Below are 18,424 nucleotides of genomic sequence, written 5' to 3'. Positions count from 1 at the left end.
AATAAATGAAAGTTCTATTTTTGGCATTAGATGCATATTCTTCTATTGGGGGAATACAACAGTTTAATAGGCGTATTATCAATGCTCTTTCTGAATTAATTTTTGAAAATAAGATGGTTTTTGCTAAGGTAATCTTGAAGGGAGACCATGAAAAGGATTTATCTAATATCCCATCAAATGTTACAATATTTGGATCTAATTCTTCAAAAATAGATTTTTGTTTGAAAAGTATTCAGTCTTTTAGGGATACTGATATTTTATTATTAGGGCATGTCAATTTATTGCCTTTTGCCTTCATGGCGAAAATAATAAATCCTAAGATTAATGTTAAGCTTTTTGTACATGGTGTGGATGTTTGGGGGGTCAACTCTAGAAAAATAAAAAAATTAGACCATTCCTTTATTAAGTTTGTTGATCAAATTGCATCTGTATCGAGTTTCACTGCTCAAAAAATGAGTGAATCCTTTCTGGTTTCACAGGATAAATTTACAATTTTCCCTAATGCCGTTGATCCATTAGAACAAACTAATGTTAATCATGGTTTGATAAATAAAGCACCAATATTATTAACAGTTGCAAGGCTTTCTGAAAACGAGAAAGGGAAGCATCATGATAGTGTAATTAAAGCTTTGCCAATGATTATTCAAGTAGTTCCCGATGTGAAATATCAAATCATTGGCGATGGTGTGCTTAGAAAAGAACTTGAAGGTTTAGCTGCATCATTAGGTGTTTCACATGCTGTAGAGTTTAAAGGCAGAGTTTCAGATGAAGATTTAGCAAAATCATATGAAGAAGCATCAATTTTTGTAATGCCTTCAGAAAAAGAAGGTTTTGGTATTGTATTTTTAGAAGCTTGGCTTCGAAATGTACCAGTAATTTGTGGTACAGAAGATGCATCACATGAAGTAGTGAGCCATGGTGTTGATGGTTTTGCTATACATCATGATGATATTGGACTAATCGCAGAAAAAATAATTCATTTATTGACCAATCCTGATGAAGCCAAACTTATGGGACAATTAGGGGAACAAAAGGTTAGAGAGAAGTATCTTATGTCAAACTTTATTACCAATTTATTTAATTTATTAAATGGTAAAGGGTAGGTGTGAAAATAATGAAATATAGTTCTACACTAAGAGTTTTACATATTATTGCATCTGCTCGTAAAGAATCTGGTGGGCCAATAGAAGGTCTGACTCAATCAGTGATTTATCGTCAAAAGCTTGGACAATATATAGAAGTACTGACGCTAGATCCTGAGGATTCTAATTTTTTTAAAGATTTCCCCTGTAAAGTTAATGGAGTTGGACCTGTCCCTAAAAAATATGGATATACGCCTAGATTAAAAGAGTGGATCATAAAAAATTCACATCGTTTTGATGTGGCTGTAATTCATGGTTTATGGAATCATGCTTCTGTAGGTGGCTGGCAGGGCTGTGTGAAGGCTAATTTGCCTTACGTATTATTTACGCATGGCATGATGGATCCATGGTTTAAGAAAGCTTATCCTCTAAAACATTGGTTAAAGCAATTATTTTGGATTATTCAAGGTCCAGCTTTAAAACATGCATCAGAAGTATTATTCACGAGTGAAGAAGAAAAAAAATTAGCGCAAGGGGTTTTTTGGGGATTTAGTTACTCTCCACGAGTAGTTTCCTATGCTGCTGGAGATGCTATAGAACCCTCCTCTAAGACACTGGAAGAATATAGTCAAATTATTTCAAGTTTAAATGATAAACCTTATTTATTGTACTTGAGCCGTATACATGAGAAAAAAGGTTGTGATCTTCTATTAGAAGCTTTTGCTAAAGCTGTGAAAAGACCTGATCTACAATTGATCATGGCAGGGCCGTGTCAGGATAATTATATTGAAACATTAAAAGAGCTTACCATTAAATTAAATATTAGTGATCGAGTTCATTGGGTAGGTATGCTCAAAGGTGAATTGAAGGCTGCTGCCTTTAAAAAAGCTGAAGCATTTGTTTTGACATCTCACCAAGAGAATTTTGGTATTGCAGTAGCAGAAGCTTTAGCATATGGAAAAGCTGTTCTGATTTCTGATCAAATTAATATTTGGCGTGAAATTGAGAAAGGTGGTGCTGGTATTGTTGCCCCTGATACTGTAGATGGTGCTTTTTCCATTTTACAGCGTTGGGAAGGTATGACGAATGAGGAAAAACTGTATATATCTAATGCTGCACGGAAAGTATATTTAGAAAACTTTACTGTACAGGCTGCTGCGAAAGATTTAACAGGTGCTTTAGAAAAAGCGATTGAAACAAGGTACAGAAAGTGATGGATACTTCCCCTTTAAAAGCAAGCGAGTCAGATGACCCATTTAAAGGTGCAGCATCTTTTTCATTGCGTCATAGACTTATTCGTTTGTTGTGGGCATTCACATGGGCTGTATTGGCTTCTTGGACTCCTGCTCCTTTGCACCGTTGGCGTGTTTTCTTACTTAAGCTTTTTGGTGCTCAAATTCACTCTACTGCGCATGTTTATAGTTCTGTAAAAATTTGGTATCCATCTAATTTAATTATGGATGCGCATGCCTGCTTAGCCCCTCATGTCAATTGCTATAACATGAATATTGTCCATATAGGAGAAAAGGCGATTGTTAGTCAGTATTCAACGCTTTGTGGCGGGACACATGATATTCGAGATCCAAAATTTCAATTGATTACTAAACCAATCATCGTTGAAAAGGGTGCATGGGTTGCTGCAAATGCATTTATTGGCCCAGGGGTCATCATTGCTGAAAACTCTGTGGTAGGTGCTTGTGGCGTGATGTTTAAAAATACGGTGAAGAATGGGATTTATACAGGAAATCCAGCACAATTTGTCAAAATGAGAGAGTTTAAAGATGTCCAATAAAAATTTGGCAGTTGTGATTTTAACACATAATGAAAGTATGCATATTCAACGCTCTATTGAATCTGTGAAATCTATTGCCTCAGAAATTTTTGTTATTGACTCGGGCTCTAAAGATCAAACAGTAAAAATCGCAGAGGAACATGGAGCAGTTGTTTTGCATCATCCATTTGTAAATTATGCAAAACAATTTCAATGGGCACTCGACAATGCACCAATTACAGCAGATTGGACTATGCGTTTAGATGCTGATGAAATTATTGAACAAGATTTACAGCAAGAAATTCAAGAAAAATTGCATAGTTTACCTACCAATATTGTAGGGGTGAATTTAAAACGTAAGCATATTTTTATGAATCGCTGGGTAAAACATGGCGGGCGTTATCCACTTGTGTTACTTCGTATTTGGCGTACAGGTCATGGTCGTATTGAAGATCGCTGGATGGATGAACACATGGTGATTTCTGGTGGTGAAACAGTCACTTTTAACGGTGGTTTTGCGGATCATAATTTAAATGATCTGACATTTTTTACAGATAAGCATAATAAGTATGCAACGCGAGAAGCGATTGATGTAATTAATCAGAAATTAAATCTGTTTGCTCGTGATGAATCTTTAAATACTGGAAGCGCATCTTTTCAAGCATCTATAAAACGAATTGGCAAAGAAAAAATTTATAATAAAATTCCTTTTACAATAGCGGCATTTGCTTATTTTATTTATCGCTATGTTTTCCAGCTCGGATTTTTAGATGGACGCTCTGGGTTGGTTTACCACTTTTTGCAAGGTTACTGGTATCGTTTTTTAGTGGGCGCCAAAATTATGGAGCTTGAGCAAGCAATTTCTGGAATGACAGATAAAAAAGAAATTTTAAAGAAAATTTCTAGACTGACAGGACATAAACTGGCAGATGACTAAATGAAAATCTTATTTTATGGTATTAACTTCTCCCCTGAGCTAACGGGTATTGGTAAATATACAGGGGAAATGGCACAGTGGTTTGCAGAGCAAGGTCATGAAGTGCGAGTGATTACTGCACCGCCATATTATCCAGCATGGAAAGTATCAGAAGGCTATCAAAATGCGTATGTGACTGAGCAGTGGAATGGTGTCACTGTATATCGTACCCCACTATGGGTACCTGAACAGCCAAGTGGTGTGAAGAGGCTGATTCATTTAGCTTCATTCGCACTGAGTAGCCTTCCAATATTATTTAAACAGTGGGCATGGAAACCAGACGTTATTTGGACTGTAGAACCAGCGTTGATGTGTGCACCTGCTACAGTCGCTTTTGCAAAACTGAATGGTGCAAAATCTTGGCTGCATGTGCAGGACTATGAAGTGAATGCTGCCTTTGATATGGGGTTGATTAAAGCAAAATGGTTGCGTGGATTTGTGGGATTCTGTGAGCGTTGGTTGATGCATTGTTTTGACCGAGTATCCAGTATTTCAGGTCAGATGCTGAAGTTAGCTAAACATAAAGGCATAGACGAAGCAAAAATTGTATCTTTCCCCAATTGGGTGGATATATCAGCCATTCAGCCATTAAAACAAGTAAGTCCTTATCGTAAAGAGTTGGGCATTGCTGATGACAAAATTGTAGCTCTATATTCTGGCAATATGGGGGGCAAGCAGGGTTTAGAAATTTTGGCTGAAACAGCCACAATTATTCAGCAAAAGCAGATTCAAAATATTCAGTTTGTGTTCTGTGGTAATGGGGCAGGGCGAGCTGATTTAGAAAAAGCATGTACGGGCTTAAACAATGTCATATTTTTAGACTTACAGCCATTTGAGCGTTTAGGGGAATTATTGGGCTTAGCAGATATTCATCTATTGCCACAGCGTGCAGATGCTGCAGATTTGGTCATGCCCTCTAAGCTGACAGGTATGTTGGCAAGCGGTAAAAGTGTGATTGCCACAGCAACGGCTGATACTGAATTGGGTTATGTGATTACAGAAGATGCAAAATGTGGCTCAATTGTTCCACCTGAGAATGGTTTAGCTTTGGCAGAAGCCATTATTCAGTTGTCGCAGGATTCAGAAAGCCGACAATGCTATGGGAAAAATGGTCGACAATATGCTGAGAATAAATTAAGTAAAGACCAAATATTAAAAACATTTGAACAGGATTTAAAAAATCTTATATATAAATAAAAAATAAGCGGCTATAAAGCCGCTTATTTTTTATTTATATTTTATACACGTCCATATACATCTTCAAAACGGACAATATCATCTTCACCTAAATAAGAGCCGGATTGCACTTCAATCAGCTCCAACGGAACTTTGCCAGGGTTCTCTAAAGCATGCGTTTCCCCAAGCGGAATATAAATAGACTGGTTTTCCGTCAGCAAAATGGTTTCATCACCCTTACGCACTTTCGCTGTACCATTCACTACAATCCAATGTTCTGCACGGTGATGATGCATTTGAAGTGAAAGCTTTTGTCCTGGATTGACCACAATACACTTCACCTGATAACGGCTGCCGCAATCGATCGAATCATAACTGCCCCAAGGACGGTACATTTTACGATGAGCATCTACTTCGGTACGCTTAGATTGTTTTAGTTTTTCAACAATTTTCTTGATGTCTTGTACTTTATTCTTGTTGGCAACCAGTACTGCATCCGAGGTCTCAATCACGACTACATCATCAAGCCCAAGTACACTGACCAGACGGTGTTCAGCATGTACCAAGGTATTTTTCGTTCCTTCCACAATGGTATCACCACGAAGAACATTGCCATGTTCATCTTTAGGACTCACTTCCCAGACGCTTTTCCAGGCACCCACATCATTCCAGTCTGCGTACAAGGGAACAACAACAGCCTTATCGGTATGCTCCATAACAGCATAATCAATAGAATCTTCAGGTGACTGCTCAAAATAGTCTTTATCCAGACGGATAAAATCCAGATCATTTTTACTGTGCTGCACAGAAGCTTGCGCATTTTGAGCAATCGCAGGATTGTATTTTTCTAGCTCCTGTAAATATACCGAGGCTTTAAACATAAACATACCACTGTTCCATAGATAGGAACCTTCAGCGAGATAAGACTGAGCAGTAGATAAGTTCGGTTTTTCAACAAATTTTTCTACAGGGTAGGCTTGGGCGCTCTGATCCTTCTGCACACTACCAGCAGCTTTAATATAGCCATAGCCTGTTTCCGGTGATGTCGGTACTACACCAAAAGTCACCAGTTGACCTGCTTCAGCCGCGGCAAGCCCCACTTGAATCGACTGATTGAAGGCATCCTGCTGTTGGATCACATGATCGGCAGCCAGAATAAGTAAAACCGGATCTTCACCATAAGATAAAGCCAGTTCTGCAGCAGCAGCAATTGCAGGAGCGGTATTTCTGGCTACAGGTTCAAGAAGAATTTTGGCTGTAATATTTTCCTGACGTAACTGTTCAGCCACAATAAAACGATGAGTATCATTGGTGACAATAATCGGGTTTTGAAAATTAATCAGGGACTGATTGAGCTTGGAAATACGCTCTAAGGTTAACTGGAATAAGGTTTTTTTAGCAGTAATAGGAAGGAATTGCTTGGGATAGCTAGAACGTGAAAGAGGCCACAAACGTGTACCTGACCCCCCAGATAAAATCACAGGTATCATATTTTCATGTCTCAAAAAATTATAAATATCGTAATCCTACATTTTATCGGGCTGTAACTCAAATGAAAACCTCAGTGACGCCACTAATGAGCTATATCATTTTGATTTAAATAAATTTCATATTTTATTTATAATTTATCTTTAATATTTATAATACAAAAATTGTGTAATTAATCTTGTATTTTGTGTTGTCATAAACTATGAAAAAAACGTTATAATGAGAGCTTATAAATAGGTTATAGCTTGATACGATAAATATTGTTAAGAAAACGATACATATTTTAGCACATCAGCTCAGCTTGTTTTTTTCAATAAAATCATCAATATTTTGTTTGGCATAATAATACGAACTAGGATTAGAATCATTGACTTTTCAACTAAGAAAAACGATTCAATCTAGGGGTGTTAGAGGGTCAATTAAATTTAAGGGTCTAAGATGGCGTCCAGATTAAATGCATCTTATGTCTCGATCTTACAGCGATCTTGCGATATTTTGGCGATATATGGAGGTGTATATATCGTTTCAAAAATCAATCATTTTCCTGTAGATCATAAGACTTTACTAGTTTTTCTAACCGTAATCAGTGTATTTCAGTTAATCGGTGGCTTGACAGATTTCTATCGGTCTTGGCGCGGGATGACACTGGATCATGAATTGATTTCATGTTTAAAAAATTTATCAATCACACTGGTTGTTTCTTACCTAATTCTTTTTTCTTTTATCCCACCGACGATTGCATTTGAATATTTTGTATTCGTGTTGTTGTGTATTTCTGGCTTTCGTATTCTTATTCGTCTGACGTATACATTTTTCTTTAAATTATTTAACAAAGCCGATCGGAGTTTAGTAGTCGGGGAATCCGCTAAAGCCAAAAAATTGTATCAAGATTTACAAAAGTCTGAATGGACTGGAAATGCTTCTTTAGGGCTATTTTCCTTTCAAAAGAAAAATCCAGCTCAAGCTTATGATGGCGATATACATGATGTAATCGCAGCCGTGAAGCAGGGTGCAGTCAATAAAATTTATATAGTGATTGATAAGAATAATTTGCAACAGGCGGAAGCGTTACTGGAGGTGCTTGCAGATACGACTTGCTCGACCATCATTGTGCCGGAATTATTTTCCTATAACTTACTCTATTCCCGTGTTGAAGATATTAATGGTACACCCATTATTCCGCTATTTGATACTCGAATCAATGGGATCAATACCTTGTTAAAACGTATTGAAGATATTTGTGTCGCCTCGGTTATTTTAGTCCTGATTTCCCCACTACTGATTATGATTGCGATCGCGATTAAACTTAGCTCCAAAGGTCCAGTATTTTTCCGTCAGGTTCGTTATGGTTTAAATGGTAAGCCAATTAAGGTATTTAAGTTTAGAACCATGACAGTCATGGAAAACGGTGCTGAAGTAAGACAGGCAGTGAAAGATGATCCACGTGTAACAAAAGTCGGTAAAATTTTACGTCGTACTTCACTCGATGAATTACCACAGTTTTTTAATGTTATTTTGGGTAATATGTCAGTCGTTGGTCCACGCCCACATGCTGTTGCACATAACGAAGAATATCGTAAACTCATTACCGGTTATATGTTACGGCATAAAGTCAAACCTGGTATTACTGGGCTCGCACAGATTCGCGGTTGGCGTGGTGAAACGGATACCCTGAATAAAATGGAACGTCGTATCGAATGTGATCTTGAGTATATTCGATCATGGAATTTGATTTTGGATATAAAAATTATATTTCTGACTATTTTCCGTGGCTTTGTTCATCAGGCAGCATATTGAGTTTCAGAGCTGAGAAATTTTGGGGCGTAATGACGCTATCAGGCTAAGCAGAGTGTTGATACATGCTTCAGCTCCATTTTTTTTCGTTTTTAATTAAAATGTTTAGGTTTAGGTAAAGAAGTAAATGATCAAAAAAGCAATTCTCCCTGTAGCGGGTTTAGGTACACGTTTTTTACCTGCTAGTAAATCTATTCCTAAAGAAATGGTCACCGTGGTGGATCGTCCTGCGATTGAATATGTGGTCCGTGAAGCAGTCGCTGCCGGGATTGAGCAGATTGTTCTGGTGACCCATTCTTCCAAGGCATCGATTGAAAATTATTTTGATCGTAACTTTGAACTTGAAACCACCCTTGAGCAAAAAAATAAGACCGATTTACTTAAAGAAATTACTGAAATTTTGCCTTCGGGTGTGAGTGTGATTAGTGTACGTCAGCCTCAGCCTTTAGGTTTGGGCCATGCGGTATTATGTGCCAAAGCCGTGATTGGTGATGATGATTTTGCGGTGTTATTGCCGGATGTGCTGGTCAAGGATCAGGATCCAGAAAATGACCTATCACGCATGATTCAGCGCTTTGTGCAGTCTAAAGCTTCACAAATCATGGTGGAAGCGGTGCCTGAACATCTAGTGGATCAATATGGCATTGTGGATGTTGCAGCATCGCCTGCCGAAGGGAACAGTATTGTGATGCAAGGGATCGTTGAGAAACCGGCGGTCGGAACGGCACCTTCGAATTTGTCTGTGGTCGGACGTTATATTCTACCAGCCAAAATCATGCAGCTTTTGGAACAGACACCACGAGGGGCAGGCAATGAAATCCAGCTCACAGATGCGATTGCCATGCTGCAGCAAACCGAAGCTGTAGAAGCCTACCGCATGAAAGGCCAGACCTTTGACTGTGGCAGTAAGTTGGGTTATCTAAAAGCTGTTTTACATTATGGCGTCGATCATCCTAAACTCGGTACCGAGTTTAAAGCATTGATTCAGGAACTGGCTTTGTAAGAAAAAATAATAAAAAGGAATATTATGAAAGTCGCAGTATTGGGAAAAACCTTATTTTCCGGAGTCATTTCAGCTCTTTTATCTGAATGTGGTCATCAGGTGGTCTGGTGTAATAGCTTCAATGTAGATGAGTCAGCTCGGCCCTATTTCCAGGATGAATCTCTTCAGCTATTACTGCAAAAACAGGAAAAATCTGGTTTTTTAAACTGCTGCGATTTTCAGCATCTGGATTTTAATCAGGATGCTTTTTTCTTTAGTTTTAATGCGACTGAAGAGCAACAGGCGTTTCAGATGCTGGATACCATCCGGAATGCCTGTTTTGCCCATCCCAAACTGATGATTAATGCCTCGACCTTTGGCTTGCATGGTACGCAACGCTTTCAGCAGTTGCTGCCGAATGATGACTGGATTTATCTGCCAGATATTATTCAGGAAGGCAATGCACTGCGTAGCTTTACTCAGGCCACCCAGCTGATTGTGGGTTGTGATCATGTAGATATACAGCCTAAAATCAAAGAACTCTTACGTCCCCTTTTTCCACGCGCGCAGCAGTATCTATTTATGCCGGTTCTGGATGCCGAATTTACCAAGCTGAGTATTTCCGGCATGCTGGCCACCCGGATCAGTTATATGAATGATCTGGCCAGCGTGGCAGAAAAACTGGGCATTGATATTGAGCAGGTACGGCAAGGCATGGCTGCGGATAACCGGATTGGTTCTGCCTATCTGTTCCCCGGTGTCGGTTTTGGTGGAGAGAATTTCTCCCATGATATCCGGACGCTTACTCATGCCGTGGCAGATTCAGGAGTGAAAAACCAGCTGCTGGAACAGGTTTGGGACATTAACGAACAGCAAAAAGAATTACTGTTTCGTAAACTCTGGAACTATTTCCGTGGAGATCTGAAAGGTAAGGTCATCGCGATCTGGGGTGCAGCCTTTAAGGAAAATACACCAAGTATCCAGCAGTCTCCGGTACATGCCATGCTGACCGCTTTGTGGGCGCAAGGCGTGACGGTCAAACTACATGATCCGCAAGCAATGGCGAATATTGAAAAGGTCTATGGGCCACGGGAAGACCTGATCCTGTGTAAAGACCAGTATCAGGCTGTGGAAGGGGCGCATGCCTTGTGTCTGATTACGGCATGGAAACAGTACGGTAGTCCGGATTATCCGTATTTGATCAAGCTGATGCAGCATCCCCTGATTCTGGACGGACGTAATCTGTATGATCCGACGTATATCAAGACACGTGGTTTTAATTATATTGGGGTGGGACGTTAATGTTGAACCAGATTAATCCAAATCTCGACACTGAAACTGTGTGTCAGAAACTCGCCTCGAATAAAGATCAACTACAATCGGAACATCTACGGGAACTGTTCGCTGCTGACCCGCAGCGTTTTAACAAATACTCAATCCTGTTTGAGCAGCTGCTATTTGACTATAGCAAACACAGAATCAATAAGAATGTGTTGCAGGGCCTGATCGAATGGGCCGATGCACAGAACCTCAGATCTTGGATTGGTTCCCTATTTTCCAATCAAAAAATCAACTATACCGAGCAGCGTGCTGCGATGCACTGGGCACTGCGCCTGCCTAAAGAGGATCAACAGCATGCTGATCTGGCAGCTGATGTACATACCCAGCTGGAACGGATGTATGCGCTGGTGGAACAAATTCATGCCGGACAGCGCCGCGGTGCTACCGGTGAAGTGATTCAGGATGTGGTCAATATTGGTGTTGGTGGATCGGATCTGGGTCCCTTGATGGTCACGCATGCTTTATCTGATTTTAAATACCAGTCTGCCCAGCCACTGAACGTACATTTTGTTTCAACCATGGATGGCAGTCAGCTGTCCGAGCTGTTGCATCAGCTGCGTCCGGAAACGACACTGTTTATTATTTCCTCCAAATCCTTCGGCACCATTGATACCCTGACCAATGCCCAGACGGTACGCCTGTGGCTGGAAAAGGCCTTAGGTCAGCATCCCTATATTCTTAAGCATCATTTTATTGGGGTATCGACCAAACCGGAAAAAATGACCGCATGGGGAATTGCACCGGAAAACCAGTTGCTGCTCTGGGACTGGGTCGGTGGGCGTTATTCACTCTGGTCCTGTATCGGACTGCCAATTGCCTTGAGTATCGGAATTGAAGGCTTTAAGCAGCTGCTGGCTGGCGCCTATGCCGTGGACCAGCATTTTCAGTACCAGCCTTTTGAACGCAATATTCCGGTATTGATGGGATTGTTGGGAGCCTGGAATACCAATTTTCTGGATATTCAGACCCATGCAATTCTGCCTTATGATGGCCGGTTGAAATACTTTGCATCTTACTTGCAACAGCTGGAAATGGAATCCAACGGTAAATCGATCCAGCGTAATGGCGAAAAAGTCCAGCTAGATACCTGCCCAATTATCTGGGGTGAGGTCGGCCCGAATGCCCAGCATGCCTTCTATCAGTTATTGCATCAGGGAACTCAGTCAGTCAGCTGTGATTTTATTGCGCCGGTAGAGCGTTATAACAGCCAGCAATATACTTATGCAGACAGTGCCGAAGCATTGGTAGAACAACATCATTTGGCCTTATCTAACTGTCTGGCGCAATCGCGCTTACTGGCTTTTGGCAATGAAGCCCTAAATCAGGCTGAATTGGCTAGCTTGCCGGCCTATAAGCAATATGAAGGTAATCAGCCGAGCACTACCCTGTTATTGCAGGAGCTCAATCCATACAGTTTAGGTATGCTTATTGCACTCTATGAGCACAAGGTATTTGTCCAGTCCGTGCTGTGGAATATCAATCCGTTTGACCAGTGGGGCGTGGAAAAAGGCAAGGAAATTGCCAACCAGTTACTGCCCATACTGAATGGTGAACAGACTGATCTGAGTGGTCTGGATGGTTCAACCCAAGGTTTAATTAAAGTTCTGTTAGGAAAGCAAAATGGCTAAAATTCTGGTCACAGGCGGGGCAGGCTATATTGGTTCACATACCTGTGTGGAATTGCTAAATGCCGGACATGAGGTCGTTGTACTGGATAATCTGTGTAATAGCTCAGCTGAATCCTTAAACCGTGTAGAAAAGCTAACCCAGAAAAGTCTGACCTTTGTGGAAGGTGATATTCGGAATAGCCAGTTACTCGATCAGGTCTTTCAGCAAAATTCGATTGATGCAGTGATTCATTTTGCCGGACTGAAAGCCGTTGGTGAGAGCCAGCAGATTCCTTTGGACTATTTTGACAACAATATTGCCGGTTCCATCAGTCTGGTGCAGGCGATGCAGCGCGCACAGGTGTTTAAGTTGGTCTTTAGCTCTTCGGCTACGGTATATGGGGAAAAAAATCCCTCACCTTTAAATGAAGAGATGCCTACCGGAATGCCAACCAATAATTATGGTTATACCAAACTGATTGTTGAGCAGTTACTGGAAAAGTTATGCATAGCTGATGAACGCTGGTCAATTGCATTATTGCGTTATTTTAATCCGGTCGGTGCGCATAAAAGTGGCCAGATTGGGGAAGATCCACAAGGGATTCCCAATAACCTGATGCCTTATGTAACTCAGGTAGCTGTAGGCCGTCGTGAAAAACTGTCTATTTTTGGTCAGGACTATGACACCGTCGATGGTACCGGTGTGCGTGATTATATTCATGTCGTAGATCTGGCCAATGCACATCTGTGTGCTTTGAATAATCGTCTGACTGCACAAGGATGTCGTGCCTGGAATATTGGTACCGGTAATGGGATTTCAGTGCTACAAGTCAAAAATACCTTCGAGCAGGTGAATGGTGTTGCTGTTCCATTTGAGTTGGTACCACGGCGTGAAGGCGATGTGGCGACCTGTTTTGCAGACAATGCGCGTGCAGTAAAAGAGTTGGGCTGGACACCCGAATATGGCTTGGAGGATATGCTCGCCGATAGCTGGAAATGGCAGAAGCAGAATCCCAAAGGATATGGATCATAGATATGAATTTTATTTATGGGGTCATTTGTCATCAACTTACCCATTCACTGGTTTTTCTGGTAAATGAGCTGCTGAAAAGTCCTCATAGTATTATTCTTATTCATGTCGATCAGAAAGCCGACCTTGCCCCATTTCATACTCAATTCGGACAGCATGATCAGGTATATTTTTTAGCAGACCGGACAGATGTACGATGGGGCAGCTATAGCCAAATCGAGGTTATGTTAAAACTCCTGCAGGAGGCGCAAAAATATGATTACGGCTATTTTTTCTTCCTGTCTGGAGATGACATTCCTTTATGTTCCAATACAGTAAGAGAATTATTTCTAGAAAAAGAATATCAAAAACAGACAGAATTTGTGGGTCATGATGATTTAGCAGATGATGTGGAACAACGGGTGAATGTCCTATATTTACCAATTATGTATCAGAAAGCTAAATCACCATTATTTCAATTCCTGAACAGATGGGCATTATGGTATTGCCGGCACTTCCGTAAACAGGATATTTCTCATTTACCTAAACTATATAAAGGTTCAAACTGGATTACCCTCACCGATCAGGCGGTGACATTTATTCTAGATTATCTGGAAGCGAATCCGGATTATGGAAAAACCTTTAAATCTTCACTCTGTGCAGATGAAATCTTTTTCCATACCATTATTTATAATTCCCATTTTCAGCAACGCATCTATCGTGCCCAGCATAGGATAGAGGATTGTGAAACAGGGTTAAGATATATTGACTGGGATTCAGGACCGGATTATCCTAGAACTTTAGATGTGTCTGATTTTGATAAAATGAAGCAGTCAGGCATGCTGTTTGCGCGAAAAATGAATACAAATATTGCAGTCGAGATACTCGAAAAACATTTTCTATAAAAGCTTCAGGTCGGAAAAGTACCCTAAAAACTGGAGTCTTTTGTCTCGTTTAAAGGGCACTTTTTTCAGATTTTTTGAGGACTTAAGATTCACCTTGGATCAGCTTTGTCAGTTCATCGACATAGTCTTGCATTGGGTGTGGATGATGATCACGGCGGCTTTCAATATTCAAACGCAATAATGGTTCAGTATTGGATGCACGCACATTAAAACGCCAGCTACCAAAATTCAGGCTGACGCCATCAGTCTGGTCAATGTCTGGTTTTTGATCGGCATAATGATCGAAAAGTTTTTGGATGGTTGCCTGGGTATCGGCCACTTTAAAGTTAATTTCACCTGAACATGGGAACTTGGCGATCATTTCTTCCACGAGAGAAGATAAGGATTTTACTGTTTCAGACAGCACCGCCATAGCCAGTAACCATGGAATCATGCCGCTGTCACAGTAAGCAAAATCACGGAAATAGTGATGGGCACTCATTTCCCCGCCATAAGCCGCATTATGTTCACGCATGACATCCTTAATGAAGGCATGACCTGATTTTGATTGGACGGTAATCCCTTGATACTGCTCCACCACATCCAGCGTATTCCAGACTAGACGCGGGTCATGGACAATTTTTTCACCAGACTGCTTCAGCAGGAATGCCTGCGCCAGAAGACCGACAATATAATAACCTTCAATGAACTGACCTTTTTCATCGAACAGGAAGCAGCGGTCAAAGTCGCCATCCCAGGCAATGCCCATATCCGCACCATGCTGAATGACCGCATCACGGGTGCTATCACGGTTTTCAACCAGAATTGGATTCGGGATGCCATTCGGGAAGTTACCATCGGCCTCATTGTGAATTTTGACAAATTCAACCGGGATCTGTAGTTGTCGAAACTTCTGTTCAAGCGCATCCACCACATGACCTGCGGCACCATTGCCAGCATTCATCACCAGTTTCATCGGGCGGATTTTTGCCGGATCGATATAGGTCATCAGGTGATCGATAAATTCTGGCAGGATATTATATTGTTCAGTATGACCTTTTTGGACAACCTCAACGAATTCCCCTGATTCTGCCAAGGCCTGAATCTCTTTAAGACCGGTATCGGCACTGATCGGGCGGGCATTTTCACGCACCAGTTTCATACCATTATAGTCCATCGGATTATGACTGGCCGTCACTTCAATTCCACCTTGGACATCGAGATGAAATGCGCCGAAATAAACTTCTTCAGTCCCGGTCATGCCCAAATCCAGCACGTTGACTCCAGCATCATTTAAACCGCGAATAGTCGCCTGTTTTAAGCCCTCACTGCTCAGGCGGATGTCACAGCCAATCACCACGGTTTTCGGTTGGTAGATCTGTCCGTAAGCACGACCAATTTTATAGGCAATCTCTTCATTCAGTTCAGTGCCGAGTTTGCCACGAATGTCATAAGCTTTAAAGCAAGTCAGTTGTGTCATGTGATTTCTCAAAATTCGCAAAAAAGAGTTGAAGTTATAAGGGATTGAAACAGTATAGAGATAAATGAGTAAAATGAAAAAAACCTCTATAAAAAATTACAGAGGTTATATCATTGATTATACAGTTGAATATAAGTATGACTTAGAGTGTCATTTAAAAATTGTGCAATGTAATTCCCACTGAGGCTAAACCGTACTTTTTATCTAAACGAGAAGCCGTGACACCATTATATAAGAAAGGGACATAACCGATTAAATTATGCTGATACATTTCACCCTTAATAAAGCCTCTGACTTGAGGACTAAAATCATAGTTTAATTTAAGTCCTACACTATGGTTATCTTTAATGGGTGCAGCACCGAAATTACTGATCCGGTCATCAATGTCTTTACGCCATAAGCGTTGATACTGATAGGCCAATTGACTTTCAAAATTACGATAACGCCAATTCCAAGAACCACCAAATCCTGCATAAAAAGCGTCATAATTCAGATCTTTTTGAATATCGATCCCAAACTCATTGGCATCACCGGCTGCATTCAACTCTTTCACAATTAAATCATCAATTGTACAGGGTTGACTGAGCTGACCAGTATATTGATTATTAGACTGAATTTGGAGATCCATGAGGCAGCCATCTTTCTGCCCTTGGATATTTAATTGATCTACTTTTACCTTACTATAGCCAAGGGTCGTAAATAAATTAACCATATTCATATGATCGATTTTACGGCTAAAAATACTGTCTAGTTGTAATTGCCAATCTTGAGCATCTTGAACCGTAATTTGTTCTAAAGTACGATTTTGGATCTGCGTAGGGGTGGATTTTTTGATTTCATCAGAAAAATTGCCCCAAGTACTCAGACGGAATATCACGGTATCATTTTTATTTAGATTAAAGTCAGGTGTGTAACGCACCGCAAGGAGAGGGCTGGAAATCGTATTGGTATCTTGCGCGTAATCAATTTCCCGATACTGGTAACTGGCTTCTAAGCCCCAGGTTGGAGAGAATTTATGCATAAGATGTACATGTGCACCGATATAATCTCCGGCTCCTTCAGAAACACCTTCACTTTCTCGAATATTAAAGACATCAATCGTATCATTTACTGCATCTATACCGATACTGAGTGCAGTCTCAGTTTGAGTAAAGCTATTGGCTTGCAAATATAGATCATTTGGTGCAGCCCAAGCGGTAAAAGAAGACAGTAGGCCTAATCCCAGCGTTGTAAAAGCATATTTCATGTATTTAATCACTTTAGAATATTCAATAATTAAAGCCAGCAAAAACGCTGGCTTTAATTGATTCAGATTAGTTAAGTTTAAAGTGACCTGTTAATGCGAAACCATTTAAACTAGTATCAGCAACAGTAACGGAGCCACTGTTTAAGCCTAATTTAGGATCAATCACATACATACGTGGTGCGACAACTGCTGTAACAGTGATTTTATCCTCTGCACGTAACAGATTGAAGTACTGGTCATAGTAATTAGCTAAAGTACTGTTTTGTTGAACCATGTCATATAAAGAAATTGAGCCATTTGAAGCAATTGAGATGTCTGAAGCTGCTTCAAATGTTCCATTTGTAATACTACCTAATGATGACGCAATTTTAAAAGTTGCGCCTGCTGGGATGGTTGCTGATTGAATTAAACCATCTTCATTAAAGACAATATTCAATTTGTCTAGGTATACATCTAAGGTTTCTTCTAATGCATTACGATTGGCAACTACTTTAAAGCCAACCTCAGTGCTTTCATTTACATTGGTCGTGGTATTCACCATTGCAAAAGTGATACGGGCAGTATTATTAATATCAGTACGGTTTACGAGTAACGGTGCTGCTGCGGTAGAGTTTTTAATTTGTTCCAAAGAATAAGAAGCAAGAGAGAAACTATTGATAAGAGGAGTTTTGACGATATCCTGGATTTGTTCAAGTATCCCCTCATTATTTTCAATCGCATTCACTAGGTCGTTCGCACTTCCCCCTGTTGTAAGCACCGTAGCTACTACATCAGAAAGAGTTTGAATATTACCTTGTACTTGAACAGCCAATTGCTCAGGAACTCGGATCTCTTCGCCTTTTTCTTCTAACTTTTCATTTGCTGTGTTCACAGCCGCTTCTAAAACAGCACTGAGTTGAGTAGGGGAGATCGCACCAGTTGAATCAAATAATGATTGATTTGGTGTTTTAAGTGTTTGAGTGATTGCATTCACAGCTAAAGCAGTTGCTTCTTCAAGGTTAAGGGCAGCATTACCTTCACTGTTTGGAAGAGCTTGTAAACTATCCTCAATTTGCGTGATTAATTGCTGCAAGACAAAGATAGATGCCATTTCTTGGGCAGTACCAGAAGAAACTGGGTTAAAGGTAGAAAGGTTAGAAGCATTGGCGTTTTTAATACCCAGATTATCTAGAATAGTTTGTAGCTCCTGAGCAGAGCTTACATAATATTCAAGAGTAGTCAATGGGCTTGCAACCAGTAAGTTTCTAGAACTCCAATTTTGTAAGTTCGTTTTTTTAATTTTAAGCGTTCCGGTAAATGGTAAACCAGTCACTAGATCTGTACCACCAGTCACGGTCATCGCAGATTCATTACATGCACGCGTAGTAGTGAAATTAAATTTACCTTCATCATTTGTTTCAGTTGTTACGCCATCGCAGTCATCTAATGAGATAGTGGCTCCACCCACATAAAAGTCAACGGCTACACCTTGAACAGTCTTAGGTACAAATGGACTTGCACCATGATCATTATCACTACCGCCACAGGCACTAAGTAATAAAGAAGTAGCAGCTGCAAGTGCTGTAAGTTTAAGTGAATGCTTTAACAT

15 protein-coding genes are annotated in these 18,424 nt (G+C 40.4%); 11 read left to right on the top strand and 4 right to left on the bottom strand.

Annotated elements, in window-relative coordinates; translation table 11 throughout:
* The first annotated feature begins 5 nt into the window (after positions 1-5).
* Genes ACNPNW_RS18480 through ACNPNW_RS18460 form a run of 5 tightly spaced genes read left to right on the top strand, consistent with a single transcriptional unit; the run spans position 6 to position 5,026 of the window.
* Positions 6-1,103 carry a glycosyltransferase family 4 protein gene (locus tag ACNPNW_RS18480; RefSeq protein WP_448767314.1) on the top strand — a complete coding sequence of 366 codons (1,098 nt, stop codon included), beginning with the start codon at positions 6-8 and terminating at the stop codon, positions 1,101-1,103.
* Between the two features lie 11 nt (positions 1,104-1,114).
* Entirely contained in the window at positions 1,115-2,296 is a 1,182-nt protein-coding gene (locus ACNPNW_RS18475; RefSeq protein WP_448767313.1) for a glycosyltransferase, read from the top strand.
* The gene (locus ACNPNW_RS18470; protein WP_448767312.1) at positions 2,296-2,874 is read left to right on the top strand and encodes an LbetaH domain-containing protein; all 579 of its coding nucleotides are present in this window, start codon (positions 2,296-2,298) and stop codon (positions 2,872-2,874) included. The genes ACNPNW_RS18475 and ACNPNW_RS18470 overlap by 1 nt, the downstream gene beginning before the upstream one ends.
* Positions 2,864-3,790, top strand: a complete 927-nt coding sequence (locus ACNPNW_RS18465) for a glycosyltransferase family 2 protein (RefSeq protein ID WP_448767311.1) — start codon at positions 2,864-2,866, stop codon at positions 3,788-3,790. The genes ACNPNW_RS18470 and ACNPNW_RS18465 overlap by 11 nt, the downstream gene beginning before the upstream one ends.
* Positions 3,791-5,026, top strand: a complete 1,236-nt coding sequence (locus ACNPNW_RS18460) for a glycosyltransferase WbuB (protein ID WP_448767310.1) — start codon at positions 3,791-3,793, stop codon at positions 5,024-5,026. It begins immediately after the preceding gene.
* A 41-nt stretch (positions 5,027-5,067) separates the two neighbouring features.
* Here the strand turns inward: ACNPNW_RS18460 and ACNPNW_RS18455 are convergent, their stop codons facing one another.
* On the bottom strand, positions 5,068-6,495 hold the full coding sequence (locus ACNPNW_RS18455) for a mannose-1-phosphate guanylyltransferase/mannose-6-phosphate isomerase (RefSeq protein ID WP_448767309.1): 1,428 nt from the start codon (positions 6,493-6,495) through the stop codon (positions 5,068-5,070).
* A 436-nt stretch (positions 6,496-6,931) separates the two neighbouring features.
* Between ACNPNW_RS18455 and ACNPNW_RS18450 the strand changes: the two genes are divergently transcribed.
* The 6 genes from ACNPNW_RS18450 (at position 6,932) to ACNPNW_RS18425 (ending at position 14,131) form a co-directional block, all read left to right on the top strand.
* On the top strand, positions 6,932-8,290 hold the full coding sequence (locus ACNPNW_RS18450) for an undecaprenyl-phosphate glucose phosphotransferase (protein ID WP_448767308.1): 1,359 nt from the start codon (positions 6,932-6,934) through the stop codon (positions 8,288-8,290).
* A gap of 124 nt (positions 8,291-8,414) precedes the next feature.
* Complete coding sequence (galU, locus tag ACNPNW_RS18445) at positions 8,415-9,290, top strand: UTP--glucose-1-phosphate uridylyltransferase GalU (protein WP_448767307.1); 876 nt, start codon at positions 8,415-8,417, stop codon at positions 9,288-9,290.
* Between the two features lie 24 nt (positions 9,291-9,314).
* Complete coding sequence (locus ACNPNW_RS18440) at positions 9,315-10,571, top strand: nucleotide sugar dehydrogenase (protein ID WP_448767306.1); 1,257 nt, start codon at positions 9,315-9,317, stop codon at positions 10,569-10,571.
* Positions 10,571-12,238 carry a glucose-6-phosphate isomerase gene (gene pgi, locus ACNPNW_RS18435; protein WP_448767305.1) on the top strand — a complete coding sequence of 556 codons (1,668 nt, stop codon included), beginning with the start codon at positions 10,571-10,573 and terminating at the stop codon, positions 12,236-12,238. The genes ACNPNW_RS18440 and pgi overlap by 1 nt, the downstream gene beginning before the upstream one ends.
* Positions 12,231-13,250: a UDP-glucose 4-epimerase GalE gene (galE, locus tag ACNPNW_RS18430; protein WP_448767304.1), complete on the top strand. Its 1,020-nt coding sequence runs from the start codon at positions 12,231-12,233 to the stop codon at positions 13,248-13,250. The genes pgi and galE overlap by 8 nt, the downstream gene beginning before the upstream one ends.
* Positions 13,251-13,252: 2 nt before the next feature.
* Positions 13,253-14,131, top strand: coding sequence for a beta-1,6-N-acetylglucosaminyltransferase (locus ACNPNW_RS18425; RefSeq protein ID WP_448767303.1), 879 nt, complete (start codon positions 13,253-13,255; stop codon positions 14,129-14,131).
* Between the two features lie 82 nt (positions 14,132-14,213).
* Here the strand turns inward: ACNPNW_RS18425 and ACNPNW_RS18420 are convergent, their stop codons facing one another.
* From ACNPNW_RS18420 to ACNPNW_RS18410, 3 genes are all read right to left on the bottom strand, one after another.
* Positions 14,214-15,590: a phosphohexomutase domain-containing protein gene (locus ACNPNW_RS18420; RefSeq protein WP_448767302.1), complete on the bottom strand. Its 1,377-nt coding sequence runs from the start codon at positions 15,588-15,590 to the stop codon at positions 14,214-14,216.
* A 154-nt stretch (positions 15,591-15,744) separates the two neighbouring features.
* Positions 15,745-16,836: a hypothetical protein gene (locus tag ACNPNW_RS18415; RefSeq protein ID WP_448767301.1), complete on the bottom strand. Its 1,092-nt coding sequence runs from the start codon at positions 16,834-16,836 to the stop codon at positions 15,745-15,747.
* A gap of 67 nt (positions 16,837-16,903) precedes the next feature.
* Complete coding sequence (locus tag ACNPNW_RS18410; RefSeq protein WP_448767300.1) at positions 16,904-18,424, bottom strand: hypothetical protein; 1,521 nt, start codon at positions 18,422-18,424, stop codon at positions 16,904-16,906.

The organism is Acinetobacter endophylla (assembly GCF_053543775.1).
Note: the sequence above shows the minus strand (reverse complement) of the source record. Positions and strands in the feature narration are given on the sequence as shown.

Bases quoted from the DNA above. Each gene is read 5' to 3' on its own strand.
- ACNPNW_RS18480 (WP_448767314.1), top strand. From the start codon at position 6: ATGAAAGTTCTATTTTTGGCATTAGATGCATATTCTTCTATTGGGGGA.
- ACNPNW_RS18475 (WP_448767313.1), top strand. From the start codon at position 1,115: ATGAAATATAGTTCTACACTAAGAGTTTTACATATTATTGCATCTGCT.
- ACNPNW_RS18470 (WP_448767312.1), top strand. From the start codon at position 2,296: ATGGATACTTCCCCTTTAAAAGCAAGCGAGTCAGATGACCCATTTAAA.
- ACNPNW_RS18465 (WP_448767311.1), top strand. From the start codon at position 2,864: ATGTCCAATAAAAATTTGGCAGTTGTGATTTTAACACATAATGAAAGT.
- ACNPNW_RS18460 (WP_448767310.1), top strand. From the start codon at position 3,791: ATGAAAATCTTATTTTATGGTATTAACTTCTCCCCTGAGCTAACGGGT.
- ACNPNW_RS18455 (WP_448767309.1), bottom strand. From the start codon at position 6,495: ATGATACCTGTGATTTTATCTGGGGGGTCAGGTACACGTTTGTGGCCT.
- ACNPNW_RS18450 (WP_448767308.1), top strand. From the start codon at position 6,932: ATGGCGTCCAGATTAAATGCATCTTATGTCTCGATCTTACAGCGATCT.
- galU (WP_448767307.1), top strand. From the start codon at position 8,415: ATGATCAAAAAAGCAATTCTCCCTGTAGCGGGTTTAGGTACACGTTTT.
- ACNPNW_RS18440 (WP_448767306.1), top strand. From the start codon at position 9,315: ATGAAAGTCGCAGTATTGGGAAAAACCTTATTTTCCGGAGTCATTTCA.
- pgi (WP_448767305.1), top strand. From the start codon at position 10,571: ATGTTGAACCAGATTAATCCAAATCTCGACACTGAAACTGTGTGTCAG.
- galE (WP_448767304.1), top strand. From the start codon at position 12,231: ATGGCTAAAATTCTGGTCACAGGCGGGGCAGGCTATATTGGTTCACAT.
- ACNPNW_RS18425 (WP_448767303.1), top strand. From the start codon at position 13,253: ATGAATTTTATTTATGGGGTCATTTGTCATCAACTTACCCATTCACTG.
- ACNPNW_RS18420 (WP_448767302.1), bottom strand. From the start codon at position 15,590: ATGACACAACTGACTTGCTTTAAAGCTTATGACATTCGTGGCAAACTC.
- ACNPNW_RS18415 (WP_448767301.1), bottom strand. From the start codon at position 16,836: ATGAAATATGCTTTTACAACGCTGGGATTAGGCCTACTGTCTTCTTTT.
- ACNPNW_RS18410 (WP_448767300.1), bottom strand. From the start codon at position 18,424: ATGTTAAAGCATTCACTTAAACTTACAGCACTTGCAGCTGCTACTTCT.